The following is a 22,724-nucleotide window of genomic DNA, read 5'->3' as shown; positions in this document are numbered from 1 at the left end:
CATGAACCCACCCATTCTCGAACGCGATCCGTCCGACCCGCAGAAAGAGAAGAAGGAAGGCGTCAATCCCGTGCTCAAGCTGGTGCTGGAGCTTGGGCCGCTGTTGGTGTTCTTCTTCGCCAATGCGCGCGGCGAGTGGCTGGTGCAGAAATTCCCTGTTCTGGGCGAATTCGGCGGCCCGATCTTCGTCGCCACCGGCCTGTTCATGGCCGCCACGGCCATCGCGCTGATCGCCTCATGGCTCCTGACGCGCACGCTTCCGATCATGCCGATGGTGTCGGGCGTCGTCGTCTTCATCTTCGGCGCGCTGACGCTTTATCTGCAGGATGACATCTTCATCAAGATGAAGCCGACCATCGTCAACACGCTGTTCGGCGGCGTGCTGCTCGGCGGCCTCTACTTCGGCAGGTCGCTGCTCGGCTATGTCTTCGATTCTGCCTTCAAGCTCGATGCCGAAGGCTGGCGCAAGCTCACCTTCCGCTGGGGCCTGTTCTTCCTGTTCCTGGCCATCGTCAACGAAGTGGTGTGGCGCAATTTTTCCACCGATGCCTGGGTTACCTTCAAGGTCTGGGGCATCATGCCGATCACGCTTCTGTTCACCTTCAGCCAGATGCCGCTGATCCTGCGCCATTCGCTGGACGACAAGGCAAGCGGGGAAGAAAAGGCCGGCAAGTAGAGCAATTCCAGGAATAGTGTGAAGCGGTTTTCCGTCCGGAATTGCGTCCAAACAACTGAGGAGAGGGCCATGGAATTCGTCGCCACGCACGAAGAATTGCGGACGATCTACAAGACGCCACGGCCGACCGACGGTTCCATTCGCAAGGAGCTCAAGGCGCTCGACGGCCATTGCCGCTCCTTCATCGGCAAGAGCCCCTTCGTGCTGATCGGCTCGTCCGATGGTGCCGGCAATGCCGACGTGACGCCGAAGGGCGACAAGCCCGGCTTCGCCGCCACTCTTGACGACAGGACCATCGCCATTCCCGACCGGCCCGGCAACAACCGGCTGGACACGCTGGAGAATATACTGCGCAATCCCTCAGTCGGGCTGCTCTTCCTCATCCCCGGCATGAACGAGACGCTGCGCGTCAATGGCGACGCCCGCATCACCGTCGACGCCGGTTTGCGCGAGCGCCTCGCCGTCGACGGCAAGGAGCCGCAAAGCGTCATCGTGGTCTCGGTCAAGGCGGCCTACATGCATTGCGCCAAGGCCTTCATGCGCTCCGATCTGTGGAAACCCGACACCTGGTACGACCGCGCGACGCTGCCGACGCTCGGCCAGATCCTGCGCGACCAGCTGGTGGTCGCCGATTCGGCCGAGGCGACGGACCGCTGGCTCGACGAAGAATACAAGCAGACGATGTGGTAGGCGCCGGACCGATCCCACGCTGTGCTGAACCTTCTCGCCATCTCCGGCAGCCTGCGGGCCGCCTCCACCAATTCCGCCCTGGTCGCGGCACTGGCGCGCAACGCGCCGGCGGGCTGCCGCGTCATCGTCTATGGCGGGCTCGGCCGTCTGCCGATCTTCAATCCCGATGACGAGGGCGAGCGCACGCCGCGCGAAGCGGCCGAGCTGATCGACGCCGTCACCGGCGCCGACGGCATCATCGTCTCCTGTCCCGAATATGCCCATGGCGTGCCTGGCGGGCTGAAGAACGCGCTCGACTGGCTGGTCTCGCGCGACGCCGCCATCGCCAAGCCCGCCATGCTGGCCCACGCCTCGCAGCGCTCGCTGTTCGCCCGCGCCGCTTTGGCCGAGGTCATGCGGACGATGTCCTTCGCGCTTTGTGAGGGCGGGATCGAGGTTGCATTGCTGGGGAAGAAGCCGCCGGAGGTGGATGGCATCCTGGCGGAACCGGTGAGCGTGCTGGCAATGCGCAATGGGCTCACGGCCTTCGCGGAGTTTATCCGCTCGCGCTGATCTGTTGGCGGCCAACCATACGACTTCGTCATTCTAGGGCGGAGCAAGGAGCGCAGCGACGCGGCGCAGACCCCTGGAGCTGCTCAGCAGCCCAAGGAATCCATGCCGTTACACTAAGGCGCTGCAATGCTTACAGAATTCTGCACCGCAGCACTCCGAGTCGGAAGTCACGGCATGGATCCTCGGGTCAAGCCCGAGGATGACGAAGGAAAGGTGCACCCGCAGTCGAGCGTCGCCACCCTACCCCTTCCGCAGCGTCTCGACGTCGGTCCTGCCGACATACCAGTCGCGGGCATTGACCTCCTCGAAAACCACCCAGACATCGTCATTGCCAAGTCCGGTGGCGTCCATGATGGCCGCCGTGACTTTCTTGGCGATGTCAGCCTTCTTGCCTGCCGGATCGGCGGCGATCACTTCCTTGACGATGCGGATGTTGACGAATGGCATGACGCTCTCCCCTTGAATTGTGTCTGATACCGGCAAGAGACTGCTTCGAGATCCTTTCCGGAGAACTGAATGGCGGCAGCTCCGGTAGCCGAGGCGCAACTGGCGCCACGGGTATGCGCAGCAACGCCATCAAAACCCGCCAGAGAAGCGTGTCGAGCAGCCTCAAAAAGTCTTGGCCCCGTTCACCATCAGCCGCACCGAATAGAGCGAGGTGGTGCCGGCGATGTAGAGGCAGTTCAGCTTGGCGCCGCCGAACACGCAATTGGCGGTCACCTCCGGCACCTTGACCTTGCCGATCAGCGTGCCGTCCGGATCGTAGCAGTGGATGCCGTCGGCAGCGCTGGTCCAGATGCGTCCGTCGGCGTCGAGCCGGAAGCCGTCGAACAGGCCGGCGGTGCAGTCGGCGAAGACCTTGCCACCCGACACCTTCTTGCCGTGCTTGCCGACGTTGAACACCCGCATATGCGCCGGGTTCTCAGCGCCGTGCGTACGGCCGGTGTCGACGACATAGAGCAGGCTTTCGTCGAGCGAGAAGGCGAGCCCGTTGGGCCGCACCATGTCGGTGATGACGGCCTCGATCTCGCCGCTGTCGGGATCGACCCGGTAGACGTAGCAGGCGCCGATCTCGCTCTCGGCCTTGTCGCCCTCATAGTCGGTGTCGATGCCGTAGGTCGGGTCGGTGAACCAGATCGAGCCGTCGGACTTCACCACCACGTCGTTGGGCGAGTTCAGCCGCTTGCCCTTCCATTTGGCGGCAATGGTGGTGACCGAGCCGTCATGCTCGGTGCGGCTGACGCGGCGGCCCGAATGCTCGCAGGTCACCAGCCGGCCCTGCCGGTCGACGGTGTTGCCGTTGGAATTGCCCGAGGGCTGGCGGAAGACGCTGACGCTGCCATCCGTCTCGTCATAGCGCAGCATGCGGTTGTTCGGGATATCGGACCAGACGACATAGCGCCCGGCGGCGAACCAGGCCGGCCCTTCCGCCCAGCGGCATCCGGTGAACAGCTTCTCCACCTGCGCATTGCCGTTGAACAGGCGCGCGAAGCGCGGATCGAGAATTTCGTAATAGTCTGCGGCCGCCATGCATTTCCTCCCGGCATCACGTGATACCGGATCAAGCCAGCCCGCGATCGATCTGGCAAGACGCGGCCTTCGCAATTTGTATGACAAAACAGAGAGGAAGCCGCCGCCCAGGCAGTTCTGGCCCCGATCGTCCAACCAGGACGCCTTAGGACTCGATTAACCGGCTATGCGCTGCGTGCAATGGTGCATTGCAACATCTTCTTTTTGCAACGCACCAATCCTATGTCATGTTTCGTATTGACCAAGGGAGGAAGAAACCGCCGCCAGAATGCGGCACAGAAGGACCCTTGCTATGATCTTCAACGATCTCATGACCCGCGCTCGCAACAACATCGCCAAGCGCAAGCACTACAACCGCCTCGTCGCCGAAATCGACAGCTTCTCCAGCCGCGATCTGGCCGACATGCGCGCCGACCGCTCGGAAATGCTCTACCAGATCCACAAGCAGATCTACGGCTGAGTATTTCGACCTATCACGTTCGTCATCCTTGGGCGTAGCGACGCGAAGCGGAGCGAAGACCCCTGGAGCTGCTCAGCAGCCCGAGGGATCCATGCCGTGATCTTCGAGCGCCGCGGCGGTGCAGAATTTCTGTCTACCGCTGTACGCAACGCCTATTCTGATCCGAAGTATCCTTGACCAACGTCCCGGCATGGATTCCTTGGGCTGCTGAGCAACTCCAGGGTCTGCGCTGCGTAGCTTCGCTCCTTGCTTCGCCCTAGAATGACGAAGCGCGAGAACGCCATCAGTTCGGTGCTGCTAATGCCTTGTCGATCTGCGGCAGCAAGAGATCCCGCGCGGCTTCCGCCGTCAGCGGGCCGACATGCTTGTAGGCAATTCTGCCGTCCTTGCCGATGACGAAGGTTTCCGGCACGCCGTAGACGCCCCAGTCGATCGCCGTGCGGCCGGCTTCGTCGACGCCGATGGCCTGGAACGGATTGCCGAGATCGCCGAGGAACCGGCGGGCGTTTTCCGGCCGGTCCTTGTAATTCAGCGCCGCCATGGTGAACCGCTTGTCCTGCGACAGCGCCAGCAGCACCGGATGCTCTTCGCGGCACGGCGCGCACCATGACGCAAACACATTGACCAGCGTGACCTTGCCGGCGAACGCCCTGGAATCAAGCCCCGGCAGGTTTGACCCCTCCAGTGCCGGCAGATTGGTCTGCGGCGCCGGCAGCCCGATCAGCGCCGATGGCACTTCCGAGACATCGCGTCCTGACAATAGCTGCCACAGGAACAGGCCCGCCAGGCCGAGAAAGATCAGCAGCGGCAACAGCACGAACAGGCGGCGACCACGCGTCGGCGTTTCGGTTTCGCTGCTCACGACTTTTCTGCCTCCGCCTTGTCGGAACGCCGCCGCACGCCGGCTGCTTCCAGTTCGGCAAGATCGCGCTTGCGGCCCTTTTGGTCGAGCAGGATCCAGCCGATCAGCCCGGCCAGAACAACCGCCGTGATGCCGTAGGCGGCCGTGACATAGAGTGCGTGCGCACTCATGCCTGCCGCTCCATCGGCGCGCCTCTTTCCAGCCGTCTGCCTCGTTCGATCATGCTTTCCCTTAGCGACATGCCCATGGCTGCGCAACGCGCCGTGGTTTCAAACCTACATGGCCGCCCCGCCGCCGCCCTTGATGTCGCGCAAACCATGCCAAACCTCGCTCAATCGGTTCCGTGGCGCAGCGCCAGCGCTGCCGAGGCCGGCCCCAGCACGCCAAGAAACAGCGTCAGCGCGGCAAGAATGAGGAAGGGTTGCAGGAAAGGATCGGGATCGGCCGTCGCGCCGTAGCTCGCCGAAACGCCGAAGATCAGCACCGGAATGGTCAGCGGCAGCACCAGCACCGAGATCAGCAGCCCGCCGCGCGGCAGCGCCACCGCCACCGCGGCACCAGCGGCGCCAATGAAGGTGATGGCCGGCGTGCCGACCAGCAGCGTCAGCGCGGTCGCGCCGATGCCGAGCGGCTCCATGTTCATGAACAGGCCGAGCAAGGGGGCGGCGACGACCAGCGGCAGCACGCTGCCCGCCCAATGCGCCAGGCATTTCACCAGCACGGTCAGCGCCAGCATGTGCCGGTCGTTGCCCAGCACCAGCAGATCGAGCGAGCCATCCTCGCGGTCGGCCTGGAACAGCCGGTCGAGCCCGAGCAGGCAGGCGAGCAGCGCGCCGATCCACAGGATCGCCGGGCCGATGCGGGAAAGCAGCTTCAGGTCCGGCCCGACGCCGAACGGGATGGTGGCGATGACGGCGAGGAAGAAAATGACGCCGGTCAACGCGCCGCCGCCGGCGCGGATGTTGAGGCGGATGTCACGGGCGAAGAGGGACCACATTACGATATGATCCCTTGTTGAGGCAGGCGCTCTGTGGCTTCCCCCATCCTCAACTCCGTCGCCTCGATCCCCAGCGGCAGATGCGTCGCCGCGACAATCATCCCGCCAGCCACGCAATGCTTCATCATCAGTGCCGCGAACCGCGCCTCCGAAGCCTTGTCCAAACCCGCCGTCGGCTCGTCGAGCAGCCACAGCGGCCGATGGCTGACCAAGAGCTTGGCGATCGCCGCGCGCCGCCTTTGCCCGGTCGAGAGATAGCCGAACGGCAGATGGCCGATGCCGCCGAGCCCGACGGTCTCCAGCGCCTCGTCGACACTCGAATCGCCACTTCCATTGAAATCACGCCAAAAGCGCAGGTTTTCCACGACACTCAGCGCCGTCTTCATCGCGTTCTGATGCCCGAGATAATGACAGGCCGAGGCGATCGACGGAAAGTCATCGCCGCCACCTTCGATCAGCAGCCGGCCTTCGGCCTTCGGCAGCAGTCCGGCGATGATCCGGAGCAAGGTCGATTTGCCCGATCCGTTCGGCCCGGTGACGACCAGCGCCTGGCCCTGATCGAGCGCAAAGCCGACGCCGGAAAAAACCCCCTCGCCGCCGCGTTCGCCGCCCAGATTTTCGGCGATAAGCCGCATCCTCGCCTGCCCCGAAAACAATGTTCCGCGGTCGCTGCCGCATCGCACAAATTTGCTTTTTGACTGTCTAGAACTATTCCAGAAAATTCTCTATATGCGGTGCATCCGTGCCAGCGGTCGGCTCGGGAACAGAATTAGCGCCGAACCAGCGCACGCGCCGCCTTGAACGGCTCGGGTTGCTTGGGAACGGACAGCGGAAATGGCCGTACCCGCACCTTTGCGCGTGATTGCATGCCATCGGCGTCCGTTCCCTTTCAGGCTGAACAGACAAGGACGGATCGCACGTGTCAAAATCCCTCGATAGTTTCAATTGCCGTCGCACGCTGACCGCGGGCGGCACCGAATATGCCTATTTCGACCTCGTCGAGGCCGAGAAGAACGGCCTCACCGGCATCGCCCAGCTGCCCTATTCGATGAAGGTGCTGCTGGAGAACCTGCTGCGCAATGAGGACGGCCGCTCCGTCACCAAGGAATCGATCCAGGCGGTGGCCGGCTGGCTGACCGACAAGGGCACCGCCGGCGTCGAGATCGCCTATCGCCCGGCCCGCGTGCTGATGCAGGATTTCACCGGCGTTCCGGCCGTGGTCGACCTGGCCGCCATGCGCGACGCCATGGCTTCGCTCGGCGGCGACCCGCAGAAGATCAATCCGCTGGTGCCGGTCGACCTCGTCATCGACCATTCCGTCATCGTCGACGAATTCGGCACGCCGATGGCCTTCGCCCGCAATGTCGAGCTCGAATACGAGCGCAACGAGGAACGCTACAAGTTCCTGAAATGGGGCCAGCAGGCGTTCCGCAACTTCCGCGTCGTGCCGCCCGGCACCGGCATCTGCCACCAGGTCAACCTCGAATATCTCGGCCAGGTAGTGTGGACCAACACCGAGGACGGCGAAACCACGGCCTATCCCGACACCTGCGTCGGCACCGATTCGCACACCACGATGATCAACGGCCTTGGCGTTCTCGGCTGGGGCGTCGGCGGCATCGAGGCCGAGGCGGCCATGCTCGGCCAGCCGGTCTCCATGCTTCTGCCCGAGGTGATCGGCTTCCGCCTCACCGGCAAGCTCAAGGAAGGCGTCACCGCCACCGACCTGGTGCTCACCGTCACCCAGATGCTGCGCAAGAAGGGCGTCGTCGGCAAGTTCGTCGAGTTCTTCGGCCCGGGCCTGTCCAACATGACGCTCGCCGACCGCGCCACCATCGGCAACATGGCGCCGGAATATGGCGCCACCTGCGGCTTCTTCCCGGTCGATTCGGAAACCATCCGCTACCTGACGATGTCCGGCCGCGAGGAAAGCCGCATCGCGCTGGTCGAAGCCTATTCCAAGGCGCAAGGCATGTGGCGCGAGGCCGGCTCCGCCGACCCGGTCTTCACCGACCTGCTCGAGCTCGAGCTCAGCAGCGTCGTGCCGTCGATGGCCGGCCCCAAGCGCCCCGAGGGCCGCGTCGCGCTGGAAGGCATTCCGGCCGGCTTCGCCAAGGCGATGGAGACCGAATACAAGAAGGCGGCGGAGATTTCCAAGCGCTACGCCGTCGAAGGCACCGACCATGATCTCGGCCATGGCGACGTCGTCATCGCCGCCATCACGTCGTGCACCAACACCTCGAACCCGAGCGTGCTGATCGGCGCCGGCCTTCTGGCCCGCAACGCCAACCGCCTCGGCCTCAAGCAGAAGCCGTGGGTGAAGACCTCGCTCGCCCCCGGCAGCCAGGTGGTCGCCGAATATCTCGAAAAGTCCGGCCTGCAGAAGGAGCTCGACCAGATCGGCTTCAACCTGGTCGGCTTCGGCTGCACCACCTGCATCGGCAATTCCGGCCCGCTGCCGGCGCCGATCTCCAAGACCATCAACGACAAAGGTCTGATTGCCGCCGCGGTCTTGTCCGGCAACCGCAACTTCGAAGGCCGCGTCTCGCCCGACGTGCAGGCCAACTACCTGGCGTCACCGCCGCTGGTCGTGGCGCACGCGCTGGCCGGCACCGTCACCAAGGACCTGACGACCGAGCCGCTCGGCGAGGACAAGAACGGCAATCCGGTCTACCTCAAGGATATCTGGCCGAGCTCGGCCGAGATCCAGGAGTTCATCGAGAAGAACGTCACCCGCGAGCTGTTCGCCCGCAAATATGCCGACGTCTTCAAGGGCGACGAGCACTGGCAGAAGGTTCAGGCACCGGAAGGTCAGACCTATGCCTGGGACGACAATTCGACCTATGTGCAGAACCCGCCCTATTTCGCCGGCATGACATCAGGTTTCGGCAAGATCGGCGACATCAAGGGCGCGCGCGTGCTCGGCCTGTTCGGCGACAAGATCACCACCGACCACATCTCGCCGGCGGGGTCGATCAAGGCCGCCTCGCCGGCCGGCAAATACCTCACCGACCATGGCGTCGGCGTCGCCGACTTCAACCAGTACGGCACGCGGCGCGGCAATCATGAGGTGATGATGCGCGGCACCTTCGCCAACATCCGCATCCGCAACCACATGCTGGGCGAGAACGGCCGCGAGGGCGGCTACACCATCCACTACCCGTCGAAGGAAGAGGAATCGATCTACGACGCGGCGATGGAGTACAAGAAGGAAGGCGTGCCGCTGGTGATATTCGCCGGTGTCGAATACGGCAACGGCTCTTCGCGCGACTGGGCCGCCAAAGGAACGAATCTCCTTGGTGTCCGCGCGGTCATCGCCCAGTCCTTCGAGCGCATCCATCGCTCGAACCTGGTCGGCATGGGCGTCATCCCCTTCGTCTTCGAGGAAGGCACGTCCTGGGCTTCGCTCAACCTCAAGGGCGACGAACTGGTCGAGATCGACGGATTGAGCACGATCAAGCCGCGCCAGACGATGACCGCCAAGATCACCTATGGCGACGGCACGGTGAAGAACGTGCCGATCATCTGCCGCATCGATACGCTGGACGAGCTCGACTACTTCAAGAACGGCGGCATCTTGCAGTACGTGCTGCGCGATTTGGCTGCGTAGCCGCAGCCAGGGAATAGGGCTTGGGCAGTAGGGAATAAGATCCCTACTGCCTACTGCCTACTGCCTACTGCCTACTCGTTCGGCGCTCCAAACCGCGCCACCGCCGCCAACAGCACCCCCAGCATCAGCCCGTTGAGGAGGTGCCACAGGAAGTGCGTGCCAAGCGGAAAGCCGGCGCAGACGATCGGGTCGATCATCCGGCAGATGGCGGACACCACGAAGATCGCCGACCCTGCTAGATTGTACCAGCCGGCCCGGTTGCCGCTTGCCGTCACCCAGATGCCGAAGAAGGCGAGCGCCAGGAACGGCGGCAGGTAGCTCGTCGTGCCGTTCGATGCCTGGCGCAGCCAATCCGGCACGGCGAAACTTATCGCGCCGGCCACCGCATAGAAAACGACGAAGACCGCGATCGCCTTGCCCCATTCCATGCCGAGGAAGCGGCGCAGGTTAAACAGCGTATACGCGAGCGTGAAGCTGGCAATCGGCAGGATATCGGCCCAGATCGTGCCCTTGGTGGCAAAGGTATGGAAGATGGTCGAGCCGATGCCGATCGCCACCACCCACCAAGCCAGCACCTCGGCGAAAGTGCCGGCCTTGCATCGGCGTACTTCCCGCACACCCCATAGTCCCGCTGCAATCAAAGCAAGGTTGGTCAAAGCATTGGCGGGTTCGGCCCAAAGTCCAGGCCCGGTCCGCTCGCAATAGAGATCGACAGGGGTCAGGAGAGTTTGCCACATGATGGTGATGCCACTCCCTAATCGAACCACGTCGTGAAATGCAGTGTCGGTCCTGTTGCGGCCTTACCTGCGGCGGCAACGGCAAAAATTTCACCGCAACGTGACTTCCCGTTGACTTCCGCTTCTGCCACATATTTCAGACAATCAGAACAAAGCCGGCGCCACCGGCGGGAATTGGAATGATCATGGCCTGGCGAAGATCACTTTGGCTGGCAGCCTTCGCGCTGGCCTTCTCGGCGGTTGCCGGTGCCGGCCATGCCGGCGAGACCGAAAGAATCCAGGCCGAAAAACCCTCGCCCGACAAGCCGCTCGGCGTGGTCGAACTGTTCACCAGCCAAGGCTGCAGCTCCTGCCCGCCGGCCGATGCCTTCTTCGCCGAACTTGCCACCAAGGATGACATTGTCGCGCTCTCCTATCACGTCGACTATTGGGACTATCTCGGCTGGAAGGACACGCTGAGCCGCAAGGAAAACACCGAGCGGCAATATGACTACATGCGCGCCTTCGGCAGTCGCTCCGTCTATACGCCGCAGGCGGTGCTCAATGGCCGCGCGCATGTCAACGGCGCCAATCGCGGCGAGGTCGACGGCGCGCTCGCCCGCATGGCGAGATCCGGCGAAGGCATGCGTGTGCCCGTCAAGGTCAGCCGCACCAGCGACCGCGTGATCATCGATGCCGGCGATGCCGGCGCCGGTCCGAGCGACGCCCATGTCGTCATCGTGTATTTCGAGCCGCCGCAGACGGTCAAGATCGCCCAGGGCGAGAACTCCGGCCGCAAGATGACTTATTGGAACGCCGTCACCAGCATCCAGACCGCCGGCATGTGGCACGGCAAGGCGCAGCGCTATGAGTTGCCGATGAGCGAGATCACCAAGAAGGGCGGCTGCGCCGTGCTTTTGCAGTCGGTCGGCAAGGACGGCATGCCGGGGCCTATTCTCGGCGCTGCCTTCATCCACAAGCCCCTGAACAAGGCCCAGGACTTATAACCATCTCCGGCGAGCCGGATAACCTCACCATGTCCCGGCGAATGCCGTGCAAGCCAGCAGCACGCCGGTCAAAATGTTGGACAGGAAAAGCCTGAAATTCAGCTCCGGGCGCTGAAGGTCAATACGCCGGGCCTGCCAGGCCAGATGAGCGGCGATCACCGCCATTCCGGCGGCGTATGGCAGGGACATGCATGATAGCCAGCCGCCCAGCGACCACAATGCGACCGTGAGAGCGTAGAACAGGCCGAACAGGATTGCTGTCGGCTTCAAACCGAGGCGAGTGTCGTCTTTGACATCCACGTTGACGGTATCGGATCGCGCCGACCTACATGACACCAGCAGGTACCTGCCCGGTCACCTCGCAAGCGCCGGCTAGGTCTACGCTGATCTGGACCTTCAGGCATGAAAAAACCGACGTCAGCTTGCTTCTGACGCCGGTCATTTAGGTTTTGGGATCGTCGCACCCGATTTTTCCAAGGAAAAACCGAGGTTGGTTCGATCCGACGCAGACCCGTGGGCGGGGGGCTTGGGGTTTACGAGCCGGTGCCGGACCGAACCGTCTCAGGCAACGCCGGTAAATTCGTCGGAGATTGGGGCATGAGCGCGGATAAAAAAAGGCAGAAATGTGGCGAAGCATCACCAATTCCAACATGCGGTTTGCAAACGTGACTGGACGTGACCGAAAAGGCGCATCGCCACGACCGCTTCGCCGGCTCTTGCAATTGCCGCGCGAAGGGGCCAATTTTGGTTGGCAAAGATTCAATTTGAAGGATCGAGGCATGACTGACGACAGCGGCGGGACGGGGGATGGTGACGCATCCGCAATATTGATCCCGCTGCACGAGGTGCGCAGCGCACGCCTCGACCAGCCGGTACGCTTCGACCGGCGTGAACTGGACCAGATCCTCAGGCTGTACGGACGCATGGTCGCCGCCAATGAATGGCGCGACTACGCCATCGATCATCTCACCGACAGGGCGGTGTTTTCCGTCTTCCGCCGCGCCAGCGAAGTGCCGCTGTTCCAGATCGTCAAGGATCCGAAGCTGGCCCGCAAGCAGGGCGCCTTCGCCGTCATCGCCGCCGGCGGCCGCATCCTCAAACGCGGCCAGGAGCTCGGCCGCGTGCTTGGCGTCTTCGACAGCAAGCTGAGAGTGGTCGAGGCGTGAGCCGGGAATAGGAATTGAGGAATTGAGGAATTGAGGAATTGAGGAATTGAGGAATTGAGGAAAAGGCACTTACCTGACGTAAGCGCCATCTTCTTTGTTCTTCAATTCTCCCAATTCTTCAGTTCTTCTTTGTCCCCCGAAACCTCCGCTCCGGCAGCGAGGCCGGATCGGGCGGCAGCGAAGCGCCGCCATTCAACGACAGCTGCATGAACACCGTGTCCAGCCAGCGCCCGTGCTTGTAGCCGGAGCCTTCGAGGCGGCCTGAATGGCGAAAGCCGAGCTTTTCGTGCAGCCTGACCGAGGCGCTGTCGGCATGGCCGTCGCCGATCACCGCGATTATCTGGCGAAAACCCGCCGCCTCGGCCGCCGCGATCAGGCTCCGCATCAGCTTGAGACCAATGCCCTGCCCCTTGGCGTCAGGCGCGACATAGACCGAATCCTCGACGATGAAGCGATAGGCCGGGCGCGGCCGGAAGGCGCCGGCATAGGCATAGCCGAGCACGGCGCCGTCCTTCTCCGCCACCAGATAAGGAAAGCCGCCGGCGGTGAGCGTGGCGAATCGCGTGCCCATCTCGGCGCGGCTGGGCGGCTCCAGCTCGTAGCTCGCCGTGCCGTGAGTCACCGCGTCGGCGTAGATTTCAGTGATGGTGTCGAGGTCGGCGGCGCTGGCCGCTCGAATCACGATATTGCTCATTCTTTATGCAAGCCTTCTGTCTGCCTCTGATAACAGCAAACGCCGGCGCAAAAGAAAAGGGCGGCCGTTGGGCCGCCCTTTCCAAACTCGATGGTCCAGTCAGACCTGATGCGAAGCCTTAGAGCAACCCCAGGAAAAGTGTGAAACGGTTTTCCCGGGAAAAGCGTGTAGCGCTTTCCCTCCGGAATTGCGCCAAACAAAAATTTCGAGCGGTTCGCCGTTTCCTTGAAACGGCGAGCTGCTCTAGCGGCGGTCGCCCATGAACTGCAGCAGGAACATGAACAGGTTGATGAAGTCGAGATAGAGCCTCAGCGCGCCCATGATGGCCTTGCGGCCGGCGATATCGGAAGCATCGCCCTCGAAATACATCTCCTTGATCTTCTGCGTGTCGTAAGCGGTGAGGCCGGCGAAGACCAGCACGCCAATCGCCGAAACGGCGAAGGACAGCGCCGACGACTGCAGGAAGATATTGATCACCATCGCGATGATGATGCCGAACACGCCCATGATCAGGAACGAGCCCATCGCCGTCAGGTCGCGCTTGGTCGTGTAGCCGTAGAGCGACAGCGCGCCGAAGGCGGCGGCGGTGGCGAAGAAGGTCTGCGAGATGCTGGCCGTGGTGTAGACCAGGAAGATCGACGACAGCGACAGGCCGACGAGGCCGGCATAGACCCAGAACGTCGTCTGCGCGGCAGCGACGCTCATCGACTGAATCCTGAACGACAGGAAGAACACGGCGGCCAGCGGCGCCAGCATCACCACCCAGCGCAGCGGCGACCCGAAGATCGCATAGCCGAAGGACGTCAGCATCTCGCCGCTCGGCAGCGTTGCGACAGCCGAGGCCGGATCGGTGGTGGTGGCCAGCATGATCGTGCCTACCGCGGCAAGACCGGTGATGAGGAGGCCAAGCCCCATCAGATTGTAAACCTTGATCATATAGGCGCGCAGACCCTGATCGATGTCGGCGCGGACGCCGGGCACCGCCGACGTCTGATAGTTGCGAATGGGATCAGCCATTGGAATCCTCTATTGCTTCTGCCCCGTCCGGTGTCGGGCCTCTTACGGACCCAGGCGCCGCTGGCAGGGCTCCAGCATGCCTATGGCGAAATATGATGGTTATTCGCGTCAAGAACAAGACCGTAACCGGATGTAACGGTTCGTGAGAGGCCGAAAGGCCGATTCCCGGGCTTTCCGACCGGCATCCTTACCAAGATTTAATCCGGGATGGTCGCTCCGGCCGCGAAATTACAGCTCGCGCAGTACTGGTGCTGCCTTGTGGCCGAGCACCCGCCAGGTGCCGGCGAGGCCGATTCCGACGGTGATCACCAGCGCAAAGACGATGGTCGCCACCGCCACCTCCGGCATGAAATGCGACGGCAGGGTCATGATGCGGGCGACAATATACCAGGCCGCGATGCCGCCGGCCGCCAGCGCGAAGATGGCCGTGGCCAATCCGATCAGCATGTATTCGAGGGAAAACGCCGTGATCAGCGTTCTCCTTGTGGCGCCGAGCGTCTTCAGCACCACCGCGTCATGGATGCGCGCACGGTTGCCGGCGGCGAGCGCGCCCGCCAGCACCAGCACCGAAGCGATCAGCGCCACGCCGGCCGCCGCGCGGATCGCCGTGCCGAGCTGCCCGACCAACCGGTTGACGACATCGAGCGCGTCCTTGACCCGCACCGTCGTCACCGCGGGAAAGGCGCGGGTGACGGCGTTGAGGACGCGCGCGTCGTCGGCCGTGGTGGCACTCCTTTCGGTCAGTGTCGCCATCCAGCCATGCGGGGCGCCAGCGAATGTGTTGGGCGAGAACACCATGACGAAGTTGATGCCCATCGTTTCCCATTGGACCTGGCGGAAATTGGCGATCCTCGCCGTCACATTGCGGCCGAGCACATTGACGGTGACGGTGTCGCCGAGCTTCAGTCCGATCTCCTTGCCTTCCACAGCCGAGAAGGAAACCAGCGGCTCGCCGGCGTAATTGTCCGGCCACCATTTGCCCTCGGTCAGCGTCGCGTTTTCCGGTCGCCTGGCGTCGTAGGTCAGGCCGCGATCGCCTTTCAGCACCCAAGCGCCTTCGGCCGGCACCTTGACCTTGTCGACATCGACGCCGTTGAGCGCCATCACCCGGCCGCGCAGCATCGGCACCTTCGCCAGCGTCCCCTTTGGCGCCTCCTTGCCGATCAGCGCGGAGAATGCATCGACATCGCTGCCCTGGATGTCGACGAAGAAGAAGTTCGGCGCCCGCTCCGGCAGGCTGCCGGAGATCTGCTGCCGCAGATTGCCGTCGATCAGCGCCAGCGTCACCAGAAGCGTCAGCCCGAGCCCCAGCGACAACACCACCGATGGCGTCAGGGCGCCCGGCCGGTGGATGTTGCCGAGGGCGAGCCTGAGCGCCACGAAGCGCACGCGCGGGCTTTTTCTCGCCGCCCATTGCACCAGTGCGCCGACCAGGCGCAGCACCAGGAAGGCGAAGATGGTGGCGCCGACGAAGATCGAGGCGATGCGCTGATCGCCGGAGAACAGGATCGCCAGCGCCGCCAGCAGCAGCGCGATGCCGAGCGCCGAAGCGACATAGACGGGGCGAGGCTGGCCGCGGCCTTCGAGCCCCATCTCGCGAAACAGTGCCGTCGCCGGCACGTCGCGGGCGCGGCCAAGCGGCAGCAGCGCGAAGGCCAGCGTCACCAGCAGGCCGAACAGCGCCGCCATGGCGAGCGCGCCAGGATAGAAGCCACCCTCCGCCGGTACCGGAATGACCGATTGGAGGGCGGCACTTGCCACGAACGGCATCAGCGCGCCGAGCACGAGACCGAGCACGATGCCAAGGGCGGCGATGATCAGGATCTGCACGAGATAGACGGCAAAGACGAAGCCGCCGGAAGCGCCGAGGCTCTTGAAGGTGGCGATGACGCCGCGCTTGCCGTCGAGATAGGCACGCACCGCATTGGCGACGCCGACGCCGCCGACCACCAGCGCCGTCAGCCCGACCAGCGTCAGGAATTGCGAGAAGCGTTCGATGTTGGACGACAGCGCCGGCGCCGCATTGTCGCGCGTGCGGATCGACCAGCCGGCCTCGGGAAAGTCTTTCGCCGCCTTATCCTGAATGGCCTTGAGCCGCGCCGCGCCGGCGTTGGCGGGCAGCCGGATCTTGTAGGCGTTTTCGACCAGGCTGCCCGGCTGCACCAGCCCGGTGGCGGCCAGGCCTTCCATCGAGATCATCAGCCTCGGCGCGAAGCCGAAACCGTCGGACACGGCATCCGGCTCGGTGATCAGTCTGGCGCGCAGTTCGAAGGTGGCGGTGCCGAGCTTCAGCCGGTCGCCGGGCTTGAGGTGCAGCCGTTCGAACAGCAGATCAGGGGCGGCCGCGCCAAAGACGCCGAATTCTTCGCCGAACAGCTCCTGCTTCGACAGCTTCGGTTCCGTTTCCAGCGCGCCATAGAGCGGATAGGCGTCGTCGACCGCCTTGGCCTCGACCAACGCCTGGTCCGAGCCGTCGGCCAGCCGCGCCATCGAGCGCATGCTGGCGGTGCGCGAAACGGTGCCAAGCCCGTCGAGGAAGCCGCGCTCGGCCTGGCTGGCGTCGCGTTGGTTGATCTGGAAGCGAAGGTCGCCGCCGAGCAGCGTCTGGCCCTGATCGGCGACGCCGGCGCTGATCGAGCGCGCAACCGAATTGACGCCGCCGATCGCCGCGACGCCGAGCGCGATGCAGGCAAGGAAGATCAGGAAGCCGGACAGGCCGCCGCGCATTTCGCGCACCGAGAAGCGGACCGCGAGCTTCAGCGTCTGTGCCAGCGGCATCAAGCTGTGACCTTCAGGGGCGCCGGTGTTTCAATCCGGCCCGAACGCATCGAAACCTGGCGCGAGCAGCGCGCCGCAAGCGCCGGATCGTGGGTGACCAGCACCAGCGTCATGCCGCGCTCGGCCGCCTTGGCGAACAAAAGGTCGGCGACCTGCCGCCCCGTCGCCTGGTCGAGATTGCCGGTCGGCTCGTCGGCGATGAGGATGCGAGGCGACGGCGCCAGGGCGCGGGCGATCGCCACGCGCTGCTGCTCGCCGCCGGAGAGTTCGCCGGGATAATGGGTGACGCGGTCGCTCAGGCCCACCGCCGCCAGTTCGCGCGCCGCCACCGAAAACGGATCGGCATGGCCGGCCAGTTCCAGCGGCACCGCGACATTCTCGAGCGCCGTCATATTGGGGATGAGGTGGAAGGACTGGAAGACGATGCCAATGTTTCGGCCACGAAACGAAGCAATCTGGTCCTCGCTTTTGCCGTTGAGCAGCTCGCCGGCGATTCGTACCGTACCCGAATCGACCCTTTCCAGGCCTGCCAGCACCATCAGCAGTGTCGACTTGCCGGACCCCGAAGGGCCGACGATGCCGGTCGCCTCGCCGCGCGCCACCTCGAGGCTGACGCCCTTGAGCACATGGACCGACGAAGCGCCCTCGCCGAGCGTCAGGGATACGTCTTTCAGCGCGATGACGGCTTCTGTCAAAATGAAAGTGTCCTATATGGAGCGTGAAGGCTCTGTTTGCCGGAAGCCGTCGCCCGGAAGAATCCTTTGGTCATATGGGGCCTGCCTTATGTCTTTCAAACGCCAGATAGCCGCAGGCTTGATCCTTTTCCTCGCTCTTTGCGGCGCCATTTCGTCGGCGCGGGCGGAGCCCTTCAAGATCGTCGGCTTCGGTGACAGCCTGATGGCGGGTTACGGTCTCGGGCCCGGCGAGGGTTTTACCGACAAGCTCCAGGCCGCCCTGCGCGCCAAGGGCCGTGACGTGGCCGTCGCCAATGCCGGTGTTTCCGGCGACACCACCAGCGGTGGCCTGGCGCGGCTCGACTGGTCGGTGCCGGACGGAACCCAGCTGGTCATCCTCGAACTCGGCGCCAACGACATGCTGCGCGGCGTTTTGCCCGATATTCCCAAGAAGAACCTCGACGAGATGCTGGCCAAGCTCAAGCAGCGCAAGATCGCCGTGCTTCTGGCTGGCATGCGCGCCGCGCCCAATCTCGGCGCCGACTATCAGACCGCCTTCGACGCCATCTTTCCGGAGCTGGCGAAAAAATACGATGTCCCGCTCTACCCGTTCTTCCTCGACGGCGTCGCCGGGCAGCCCGGCATGCAGCTCGAGGATGGCCTGCATCCGAGCGCCAAGGGGGTCGACCTGATGGTCGAGCGCATCCTCCCGACGGTCGAGAAAGCCATTGCCGCGGTGCCCGGAGGCGCGTGAGGCCGGCCGGAACCGCTTTCCGTTAGGGAAATTTTTAGCAAAGACTGTGACCAATAAACCTCTTGCTCCGTTCGACTATCGATGATTCGCTATGGGTGACAGTTCGATTCGAGGAAGGGAGGCTCTTCATGCCGCGTCTTTTCACCGCCCTCGAAATTCCGCGTGATGCTGCCCTGTCGCTGTCCCTGCTCCGGGGCGGCCTGCCCGGGGCCCGCTGGATCGATGTCGAAAACTACCATTTGACGCTGCGCTTCATCGGCGATGTCGAAGGCCATGTCGCCGACGAGATCGCCAACGCGCTGGACCGCGTCCACCGCCCCTCCTTCTCGCTGACCCTGTCCGGTGTCGGCGCTTTCGGCCAGAAAAAGCCGCATGCGGTATGGGCCGGGGCGTCCGCCTCGCCCGATCTGGCCGCGCTTCAGGGCGAGATCGAGCGCATCTGCCAGCGGCTCGGCATCCCCGCCGATCCGCGCAAGTTCATGCCGCACGTCACACTGGCGCGGCTGCGCAATTCGAGCCCGCTGGATGTCGCGCAATACCTGTCGGCACGCGGCAATTTCTCGACGCTACCCTTCCGCATCGGCCGCTTCGTCCTGATGTCGTCGCGCGATTCGGTCGGCGGCGGCCCCTATATCGTCGAGGAAGCCTGGCCGCTGTCCGGCAACGATGCCCGCGCCGCCAGCCGCGTCGCCAGCGCCTCCGACGCTTCGCGGATCATGCGGTAGACTTCGGTAAAGGCCTCCGGCCCGTCATAATAGGGATCGGGCACGTCACGCGCCTGTCCGTGCGCGAACTCCAAAAACAGGTGCACCCGGTCCCGCGCGGGCGCCAGCGCCTTGAGATCGGCGACATTCGAGCGGTCCATGCCGAGGATCAGGTCGAAACGGGAGAAATCCTCACGCCGGACCTTGCGTGCCCTCTGTCCGGAAATGTCGATGCCGTGACGCATCGCGACCGCGATCGAGCGTGGATCGGGGGCCGAGCCGACCTCCCAGCCGCTGGTGGCGGCCGAATCGAGCAGCATGTCGCGGCCCCGGCCACGCTCGGCCCAGACGGCGCGAAAGACGCCCTCGGCCAGTGGCGAACGGCAGATGTTGCCGAGGCAGACGAACAGAATGGAATTTATCGGCTTTAAGCTCATTCGATATGCGCCGTTTGTGCATTTGGAACCCCAAAACCGCGAAGCACTCCGGGGCAACTTGCATTATGGTGAGGGTCAAATTCGAAATAGCACGGGAAAACATCATGACGAGAGAAAAACTCAGCAAGGACGCTATCACCGCTGCCCTTGCCGAACTCGGCGACTGGTCGCTGGCCCCGGACGGCGGCTCGATCAAGCGCAGCTTCGTTTTCAGGAATTTTTCCGAAGCCTTCGCCTTCATGACCCGCGTCGCGCTGGCTGCCGAGAAGATGGACCATCACCCCGACTGGTCGAATGTCTACAAGACCGTCGACGTGACGCTGAACACCCATGACGCCGGCGGCGTCACGGCACTCGACATCGCGCTGGCCAAGAAGATGAACCACTATTTCGGCGGCTGAATGCACGCTTGGCCGTGAGCGGCGAGCCCAAATCGGCGCCGGCATCTTGCAGCCGGGTCCGGCTTTCACCACATTTTCCCCCGCGAGGCATGCGCCAGGACGCGCATGAGCCCGCAAGGAGTGATTGATGGCGCGAGAATCCGGTTTTGATTTCTTCGGCTTTGGCGACAGGCTGGGCGGCGAGGGCGAAGTGCGCGAGAAATTCTGGCGCACGGCCAAGAAGGCCGCGCGGCAGATCCCGTTCATGGAAGAGGTCGTTGCCGCCTATTACTGCGCCATGGACAAGAACACGCCGCTGCGCGCCAAGGGCATATTGGTGGCCGCGCTCGGTTACTTCGTCCTGCCGGTGGACCTCATCCCCGACTTCGTCGTCGGCCTCGGTTTCACCGACGACATCGCCGTGCTGACCGCCGCGATCACCGCCGTCAGCGCCCACATCACGCCGGCACATCGCCAGGCCGCCAAGGACGCCATCGCCGACAGGAGCTGAGCACCTTCACGTGGCGCGCGCCCTGTGGACAGAGGCGTTTGGAGGCCTGCTGAAAAGTCAAACTCTTGCCGCTTTCGTGGCCTCCAAGTCGCCGAAGGGACGTCGCGCCGGCCGCTGACAAGGCGGCGGCGCGGGAATGGCGGCGGTTTCCTGGGGTGAGCGTCCTTTTCTTGAGGGAAATTCACCGTTTGGTAACCCAGATTAAATCAAAATGAAGCGACGGCAGGACGCCATGCGGCCCGCCCCCGCACCATTTGGAATACGGGAAAGACGATGCGCGGATTGATAGCACTAGTTTCGAGTCTGGTCCTGGTGGCCTCGGCAGCGCCCGTTCTGGCGCAGCAGGCGACCAAGATCGGCCAGCACAATGCCTGGGGCACCTACAGCTACCAGGCATCGGGCGGCAAGGTCTGCTACGTGCTCACCGTGCCGACCGACAAGCAGCCGCCGACGCTAGACCATGGCGACATGTTCTTCTTCGTCAGCCAGCGTCCCGGCCAGCAGGTGTCCTACGAGCCGCAATTCATCGCCGGCTACAATTTCCAGGAAGGCTCCAAGGCCACCGTCACCATCGACAAGAAGTCCTTCTCGATGTTCACGCGCGGCAAGTCGGCCTGGGTCGAGAACGCCGCCGAGGAGCCGGTGCTGATCGCCGCCATGAAGACCGGCACCGACATGAAGGTGACGGCGAAGTCCGGCCGCGGCAACCCCACCTCCTATGTCTTCTCGCTGAAGGGCATTTCGGCGGCGCTGTCGTCGATCGCCAAGTGCAAATAGGCTGCTGCCAACCCCGATGACAAATCGCGATATCGACGCCACGATTATGCAAATGGTCGTGGAGCGGTGGCAGAAGACCGCCATGATCATAGCGAAGTCAGAAGAAGCACTTCGCAAAGCCGGCGTGGAAGCGACCTGGGAAGAAATCGCCGAGCGAATAGCCGTTCTTGCCTCCCAGGGCGACATCGAAAATCAGGGCGATCTTTCCCTGTGGCGCAACAGTGAGGTTCGCCTCCCGCAGGCACCTGAGGGCCCGCCATAGGCGTTCTCGTTCAGCCCTGACCTGGTTCCGGCACGGTCTCCGCCCGCCGCCGCCGGATCGCCTCGGCGATGAAGACGCGCGACAGCGCATGATAGAGCGGCTCGTGCGAGATCATGCGCGCCGTGCCGTAGCCCAACATCGAGGCCAGCATCAGCGCGATGACATTGTCGTGATTGCCGGTCATCTCCAGGATGATGACGAAGGCCGTCATCGGCGCCTGCACAACGCCGGCGAAATAGCCGGCCATGCCGAGCAGCGCGGCAGCCCCCGCGCTGGCGCCGAACAGCAGCCCAAGCGAACTGCCGATGCCGGCGCCGACCGCCAGCGACGGCGCGAAGATGCCGCCGGGAATGCCCGAGACCATCGACAGCAGCCCGGCCAGGAATTTCTCGGCAAAGAAGAACCATGGCAGCGGCGCGCCTTCGACAGCGCCGCGCGCCTGCGCGTAGCCGGTGCCGAAGGTCAGCCCGCCCGAGGCGATGCCGATCACCGCCACGCCGAGCCCGCAGACAGCCGCCACCAGCAAGGCGCGCCGCAAAGGCTGCTGCGTGTGCCAGCGGCGGATCCGCCGCGTGATCTTCAGCGCCAGCAGCGAGAACAGCGCGCCGAAGCCGCCGCCGATGATGCCGCAACCAAGCACCAGCGGCCAGTCGGCGGCAAACGCGATCGTCTCCTTCGAGACGCCGAAATAGGTGTAATTGCCGAGCAGGCCGAGCGAGGCGAGGCCGGCCAGGATCACCGCCGTCAGCACCAGCCCGTTGGTGCGCGCCTCATAGGTGCGGCCCATCTCCTCGATGGCGAAGACGATGCCGGCCAGCGGCGTGTTGAAGGCGGCGGCAATGCCCGCGGCCGAGCCGGCCAGGATCAGGCCGCGCGCCTGCGCCATGCCGCCCCAGCGCGCCGCCTGCAGCATCAGCGACGCGCCGACCTGCACGGTCGGGCCCTCGCGGCCGATGGAAGCACCGCAGAACAGGCCGACGACGGTGAGCGCGATCTTGCCCGCCGCCAGCCGCAGCGACAGAAGGTGGTTGCGATCGTCGTCTTCACGCAAATGGCGCGCGGCGATCGCCTGTGGAATGCCGCTGCCTTGCGAACCCGGGAAGAAGGCGTGGGCGAGCCAGGCGCACAGGACAAAGCCGAGCGGCGTGATCGCAAGCGGCAGATAGAAGCGCCGGCCGCCACCATCGCCGATCATCATATGGAACAGCGCCTGCGCCTTGTCGGCCAACACCGCGAACAGCACGCTGATGACGCCGATCGAGACCGCGCCGGCCCAGAACACCAGCCGCGGCTGCCACACACGCCGCGAGCCCCACATCGCCCGCGAGCGCCGCAGCATGGGATGTTTTCGCGATGTTCCGGCCATGTCTGTCCTCGCGGTGAATGCCCAGCCCTAGCACAGGCATGAGGTCGATCAAGCCTGCGAGGTCAGGCCGCCGTCACACGCGAGCTAAATGACGGGGAGCGGGA

The 22,724-nt window shown here is 64.1% G+C and carries 26 protein-coding genes and 1 pseudogene; 13 read left to right on the top strand and 14 right to left on the bottom strand.

The genetic code is table 11. The features are described from left to right. Nucleotide 1 precedes the first annotated feature (1 nt). From JG747_RS04910 to JG747_RS04900, 3 genes are all read left to right on the top strand, one after another. Nucleotides 2–676, top strand: coding sequence for a septation protein A (locus tag JG747_RS04910; RefSeq protein ID WP_064981492.1), 675 nt, complete (start codon nucleotides 2–4; stop codon nucleotides 674–676). Between the two features lie 69 nt (nucleotides 677–745). Beyond that, on the top strand, nucleotides 746–1,366 hold the full coding sequence (locus tag JG747_RS04905; protein WP_202361282.1) for a pyridoxamine 5'-phosphate oxidase family protein: 621 nt from the start codon (nucleotides 746–748) through the stop codon (nucleotides 1,364–1,366). A 21-nt stretch (nucleotides 1,367–1,387) separates the two neighbouring features. Continuing rightward, nucleotides 1,388–1,918 (top strand): NADPH-dependent FMN reductase, encoded by a 531-nt coding sequence (locus JG747_RS04900; RefSeq protein ID WP_202361281.1) that lies wholly within the window; start codon nucleotides 1,388–1,390, stop codon nucleotides 1,916–1,918. 240 nt (nucleotides 1,919–2,158) lie between these two features. Here the strand turns inward: JG747_RS04900 and JG747_RS04895 are convergent, their stop codons facing one another. Together JG747_RS04895 and JG747_RS04890 are read right to left on the bottom strand one after the other, a co-directional pair. Further along, nucleotides 2,159–2,365 (bottom strand): tautomerase family protein, encoded by a 207-nt coding sequence (locus JG747_RS04895; protein ID WP_019862056.1) that lies wholly within the window; start codon nucleotides 2,363–2,365, stop codon nucleotides 2,159–2,161. A gap of 162 nt (nucleotides 2,366–2,527) precedes the next feature. Then, the gene (locus tag JG747_RS04890) at nucleotides 2,528–3,448 is read right to left on the bottom strand and encodes an SMP-30/gluconolactonase/LRE family protein (RefSeq protein ID WP_019862057.1); all 921 of its coding nucleotides are present in this window, start codon (nucleotides 3,446–3,448) and stop codon (nucleotides 2,528–2,530) included. Nucleotides 3,449–3,740: 292 nt separating this feature from the next. Here JG747_RS04890 and JG747_RS04885 point away from each other — a divergent pair, with 292 nt between their 5' ends. Then, entirely contained in the window at nucleotides 3,741–3,908 is a 168-nt protein-coding gene (locus tag JG747_RS04885) for a hypothetical protein (protein ID WP_019862058.1), read from the top strand. A 283-nt stretch (nucleotides 3,909–4,191) separates the two neighbouring features. On the opposite strand, the gene JG747_RS04880 is transcribed toward JG747_RS04885, so the two are convergent. The 4 genes from JG747_RS04880 to ccmA all read right to left on the bottom strand — a co-directional run bounded on the left by JG747_RS04880 (nucleotide 4,192) and on the right by ccmA (nucleotide 6,402). Then, a complete protein-coding gene (locus JG747_RS04880; protein ID WP_019862059.1) occupies nucleotides 4,192–4,770 on the bottom strand; it encodes a DsbE family thiol:disulfide interchange protein in 579 nt (192 codons plus the stop codon). Then, the gene (gene ccmD, locus JG747_RS04875) at nucleotides 4,767–4,940 is read right to left on the bottom strand and encodes a heme exporter protein CcmD (protein ID WP_010912356.1); all 174 of its coding nucleotides are present in this window, start codon (nucleotides 4,938–4,940) and stop codon (nucleotides 4,767–4,769) included. Before ccmD ends, JG747_RS04880 begins: the two co-directional genes overlap by 4 nt. Nucleotides 4,941–5,101: 161 nt before the next feature. Then, nucleotides 5,102–5,767, bottom strand: coding sequence for a heme exporter protein CcmB (ccmB, locus tag JG747_RS04870; protein ID WP_019862060.1), 666 nt, complete (start codon nucleotides 5,765–5,767; stop codon nucleotides 5,102–5,104). Continuing rightward, nucleotides 5,767–6,402 carry a heme ABC exporter ATP-binding protein CcmA gene (gene ccmA, locus JG747_RS04865; RefSeq protein WP_064981497.1) on the bottom strand — a complete coding sequence of 212 codons (636 nt, stop codon included), beginning with the start codon at nucleotides 6,400–6,402 and terminating at the stop codon, nucleotides 5,767–5,769. The genes ccmB and ccmA overlap by 1 nt, the downstream gene beginning before the upstream one ends. Before the next feature lie 284 nt (nucleotides 6,403–6,686). Here ccmA and acnA point away from each other — a divergent pair, with 284 nt between their 5' ends. After that, nucleotides 6,687–9,377, top strand: coding sequence for an aconitate hydratase AcnA (gene acnA, locus JG747_RS04860; RefSeq protein ID WP_202361280.1), 2,691 nt, complete (start codon nucleotides 6,687–6,689; stop codon nucleotides 9,375–9,377). A 71-nt stretch (nucleotides 9,378–9,448) separates the two neighbouring features. Here acnA and JG747_RS04855 read toward each other — a convergent pair whose 3' ends face one another. Further along, nucleotides 9,449–10,114, bottom strand: a complete 666-nt coding sequence (locus JG747_RS04855) for a ceramidase domain-containing protein (RefSeq protein WP_202361279.1) — start codon at nucleotides 10,112–10,114, stop codon at nucleotides 9,449–9,451. Between the two features lie 179 nt (nucleotides 10,115–10,293). Between JG747_RS04855 and JG747_RS04850 the strand changes: the two genes are divergently transcribed. After that, complete coding sequence (locus JG747_RS04850) at nucleotides 10,294–11,100, top strand: DUF1223 domain-containing protein (RefSeq protein WP_019862065.1); 807 nt, start codon at nucleotides 10,294–10,296, stop codon at nucleotides 11,098–11,100. A 24-nt stretch (nucleotides 11,101–11,124) separates the two neighbouring features. Here the strand turns inward: JG747_RS04850 and JG747_RS04845 are convergent. Then, nucleotides 11,125–11,400: pseudogene (locus JG747_RS04845) on the bottom strand (4-hydroxybenzoate octaprenyltransferase); the annotation flags it as partial. A 479-nt stretch (nucleotides 11,401–11,879) separates the two neighbouring features. Between JG747_RS04845 and JG747_RS04840 the strand changes: the two are divergent. Beyond that, complete coding sequence (locus JG747_RS04840) at nucleotides 11,880–12,266, top strand: DUF2794 domain-containing protein (RefSeq protein WP_019862068.1); 387 nt, start codon at nucleotides 11,880–11,882, stop codon at nucleotides 12,264–12,266. 118 nt (nucleotides 12,267–12,384) lie between these two features. On the opposite strand, the gene JG747_RS04835 is transcribed toward JG747_RS04840, so the two are convergent. From JG747_RS04835 to JG747_RS04820, 4 genes are all read right to left on the bottom strand, one after another. Continuing rightward, nucleotides 12,385–12,960 (bottom strand): GNAT family N-acetyltransferase, encoded by a 576-nt coding sequence (locus JG747_RS04835; RefSeq protein WP_038650624.1) that lies wholly within the window; start codon nucleotides 12,958–12,960, stop codon nucleotides 12,385–12,387. 243 nt (nucleotides 12,961–13,203) lie between these two features. Then, on the bottom strand, nucleotides 13,204–13,977 hold the full coding sequence (locus JG747_RS04830; protein WP_038650627.1) for a Bax inhibitor-1/YccA family protein: 774 nt from the start codon (nucleotides 13,975–13,977) through the stop codon (nucleotides 13,204–13,206). A 228-nt stretch (nucleotides 13,978–14,205) separates the two neighbouring features. Beyond that, the gene (locus JG747_RS04825) at nucleotides 14,206–16,755 is read right to left on the bottom strand and encodes an ABC transporter permease (protein ID WP_202361278.1); all 2,550 of its coding nucleotides are present in this window, start codon (nucleotides 16,753–16,755) and stop codon (nucleotides 14,206–14,208) included. Beyond that, entirely contained in the window at nucleotides 16,755–17,450 is a 696-nt protein-coding gene (locus JG747_RS04820) for an ABC transporter ATP-binding protein (protein WP_019862072.1), read from the bottom strand. The genes JG747_RS04825 and JG747_RS04820 overlap by 1 nt, the downstream gene beginning before the upstream one ends. An 88-nt stretch (nucleotides 17,451–17,538) precedes the next feature. Between JG747_RS04820 and JG747_RS04815 the strand changes: the two genes are divergently transcribed. Then, nucleotides 17,539–18,183: an arylesterase gene (locus JG747_RS04815; protein ID WP_202361277.1), complete on the top strand. Its 645-nt coding sequence runs from the start codon at nucleotides 17,539–17,541 to the stop codon at nucleotides 18,181–18,183. A gap of 128 nt (nucleotides 18,184–18,311) precedes the next feature. Continuing rightward, nucleotides 18,312–18,908 carry an RNA 2',3'-cyclic phosphodiesterase gene (gene thpR, locus JG747_RS04810; protein ID WP_019862074.1) on the top strand — a complete coding sequence of 199 codons (597 nt, stop codon included), beginning with the start codon at nucleotides 18,312–18,314 and terminating at the stop codon, nucleotides 18,906–18,908. Here the strand turns inward: thpR and JG747_RS04805 are convergent. Beyond that, nucleotides 18,812–19,324, bottom strand: coding sequence for a low molecular weight protein-tyrosine-phosphatase (locus JG747_RS04805; RefSeq protein WP_084791711.1), 513 nt, complete (start codon nucleotides 19,322–19,324; stop codon nucleotides 18,812–18,814). The genes thpR and JG747_RS04805 overlap by 97 nt on opposite strands. 104 nt (nucleotides 19,325–19,428) lie before the next feature. On the opposite strand from JG747_RS04805, the gene JG747_RS04800 reads away from it, so the two are divergent. The 4 genes from JG747_RS04800 to JG747_RS04785 all read left to right on the top strand — a co-directional run bounded on the left by JG747_RS04800 (nucleotide 19,429) and on the right by JG747_RS04785 (nucleotide 21,254). Continuing rightward, nucleotides 19,429–19,725 (top strand): 4a-hydroxytetrahydrobiopterin dehydratase, encoded by a 297-nt coding sequence (locus tag JG747_RS04800; protein ID WP_027047546.1) that lies wholly within the window; start codon nucleotides 19,429–19,431, stop codon nucleotides 19,723–19,725. Between the two features lie 127 nt (nucleotides 19,726–19,852). Then, nucleotides 19,853–20,215 (top strand): YkvA family protein, encoded by a 363-nt coding sequence (locus JG747_RS04795; protein ID WP_038650638.1) that lies wholly within the window; start codon nucleotides 19,853–19,855, stop codon nucleotides 20,213–20,215. Between the two features lie 273 nt (nucleotides 20,216–20,488). Then, nucleotides 20,489–20,992: an invasion associated locus B family protein gene (locus JG747_RS04790; RefSeq protein ID WP_010912373.1), complete on the top strand. Its 504-nt coding sequence runs from the start codon at nucleotides 20,489–20,491 to the stop codon at nucleotides 20,990–20,992. 16 nt (nucleotides 20,993–21,008) lie between these two features. Further along, complete coding sequence (locus JG747_RS04785; RefSeq protein ID WP_202361276.1) at nucleotides 21,009–21,254, top strand: DUF3658 domain-containing protein; 246 nt, start codon at nucleotides 21,009–21,011, stop codon at nucleotides 21,252–21,254. Nucleotides 21,255–21,264: 10 nt separating this feature from the next. Here the strand turns inward: JG747_RS04785 and JG747_RS04780 are convergent, their stop codons facing one another. Next, entirely contained in the window at nucleotides 21,265–22,620 is a 1,356-nt protein-coding gene (locus JG747_RS04780; RefSeq protein WP_019862079.1) for a chloride channel protein, read from the bottom strand. Between the last annotated feature and the right edge of the window lie 104 nt (nucleotides 22,621–22,724).

The sequence above is a fragment of the Mesorhizobium sp. 131-3-5 genome, from assembly GCF_016756575.1.
Lineage (GTDB): Bacteria > Pseudomonadota > Alphaproteobacteria > Rhizobiales > Rhizobiaceae > Mesorhizobium > Mesorhizobium jarvisii.
The sequence above is the reverse complement of the archived record's forward strand: the minus strand, read 5'-3'. Positions and strand labels throughout refer to the sequence as shown.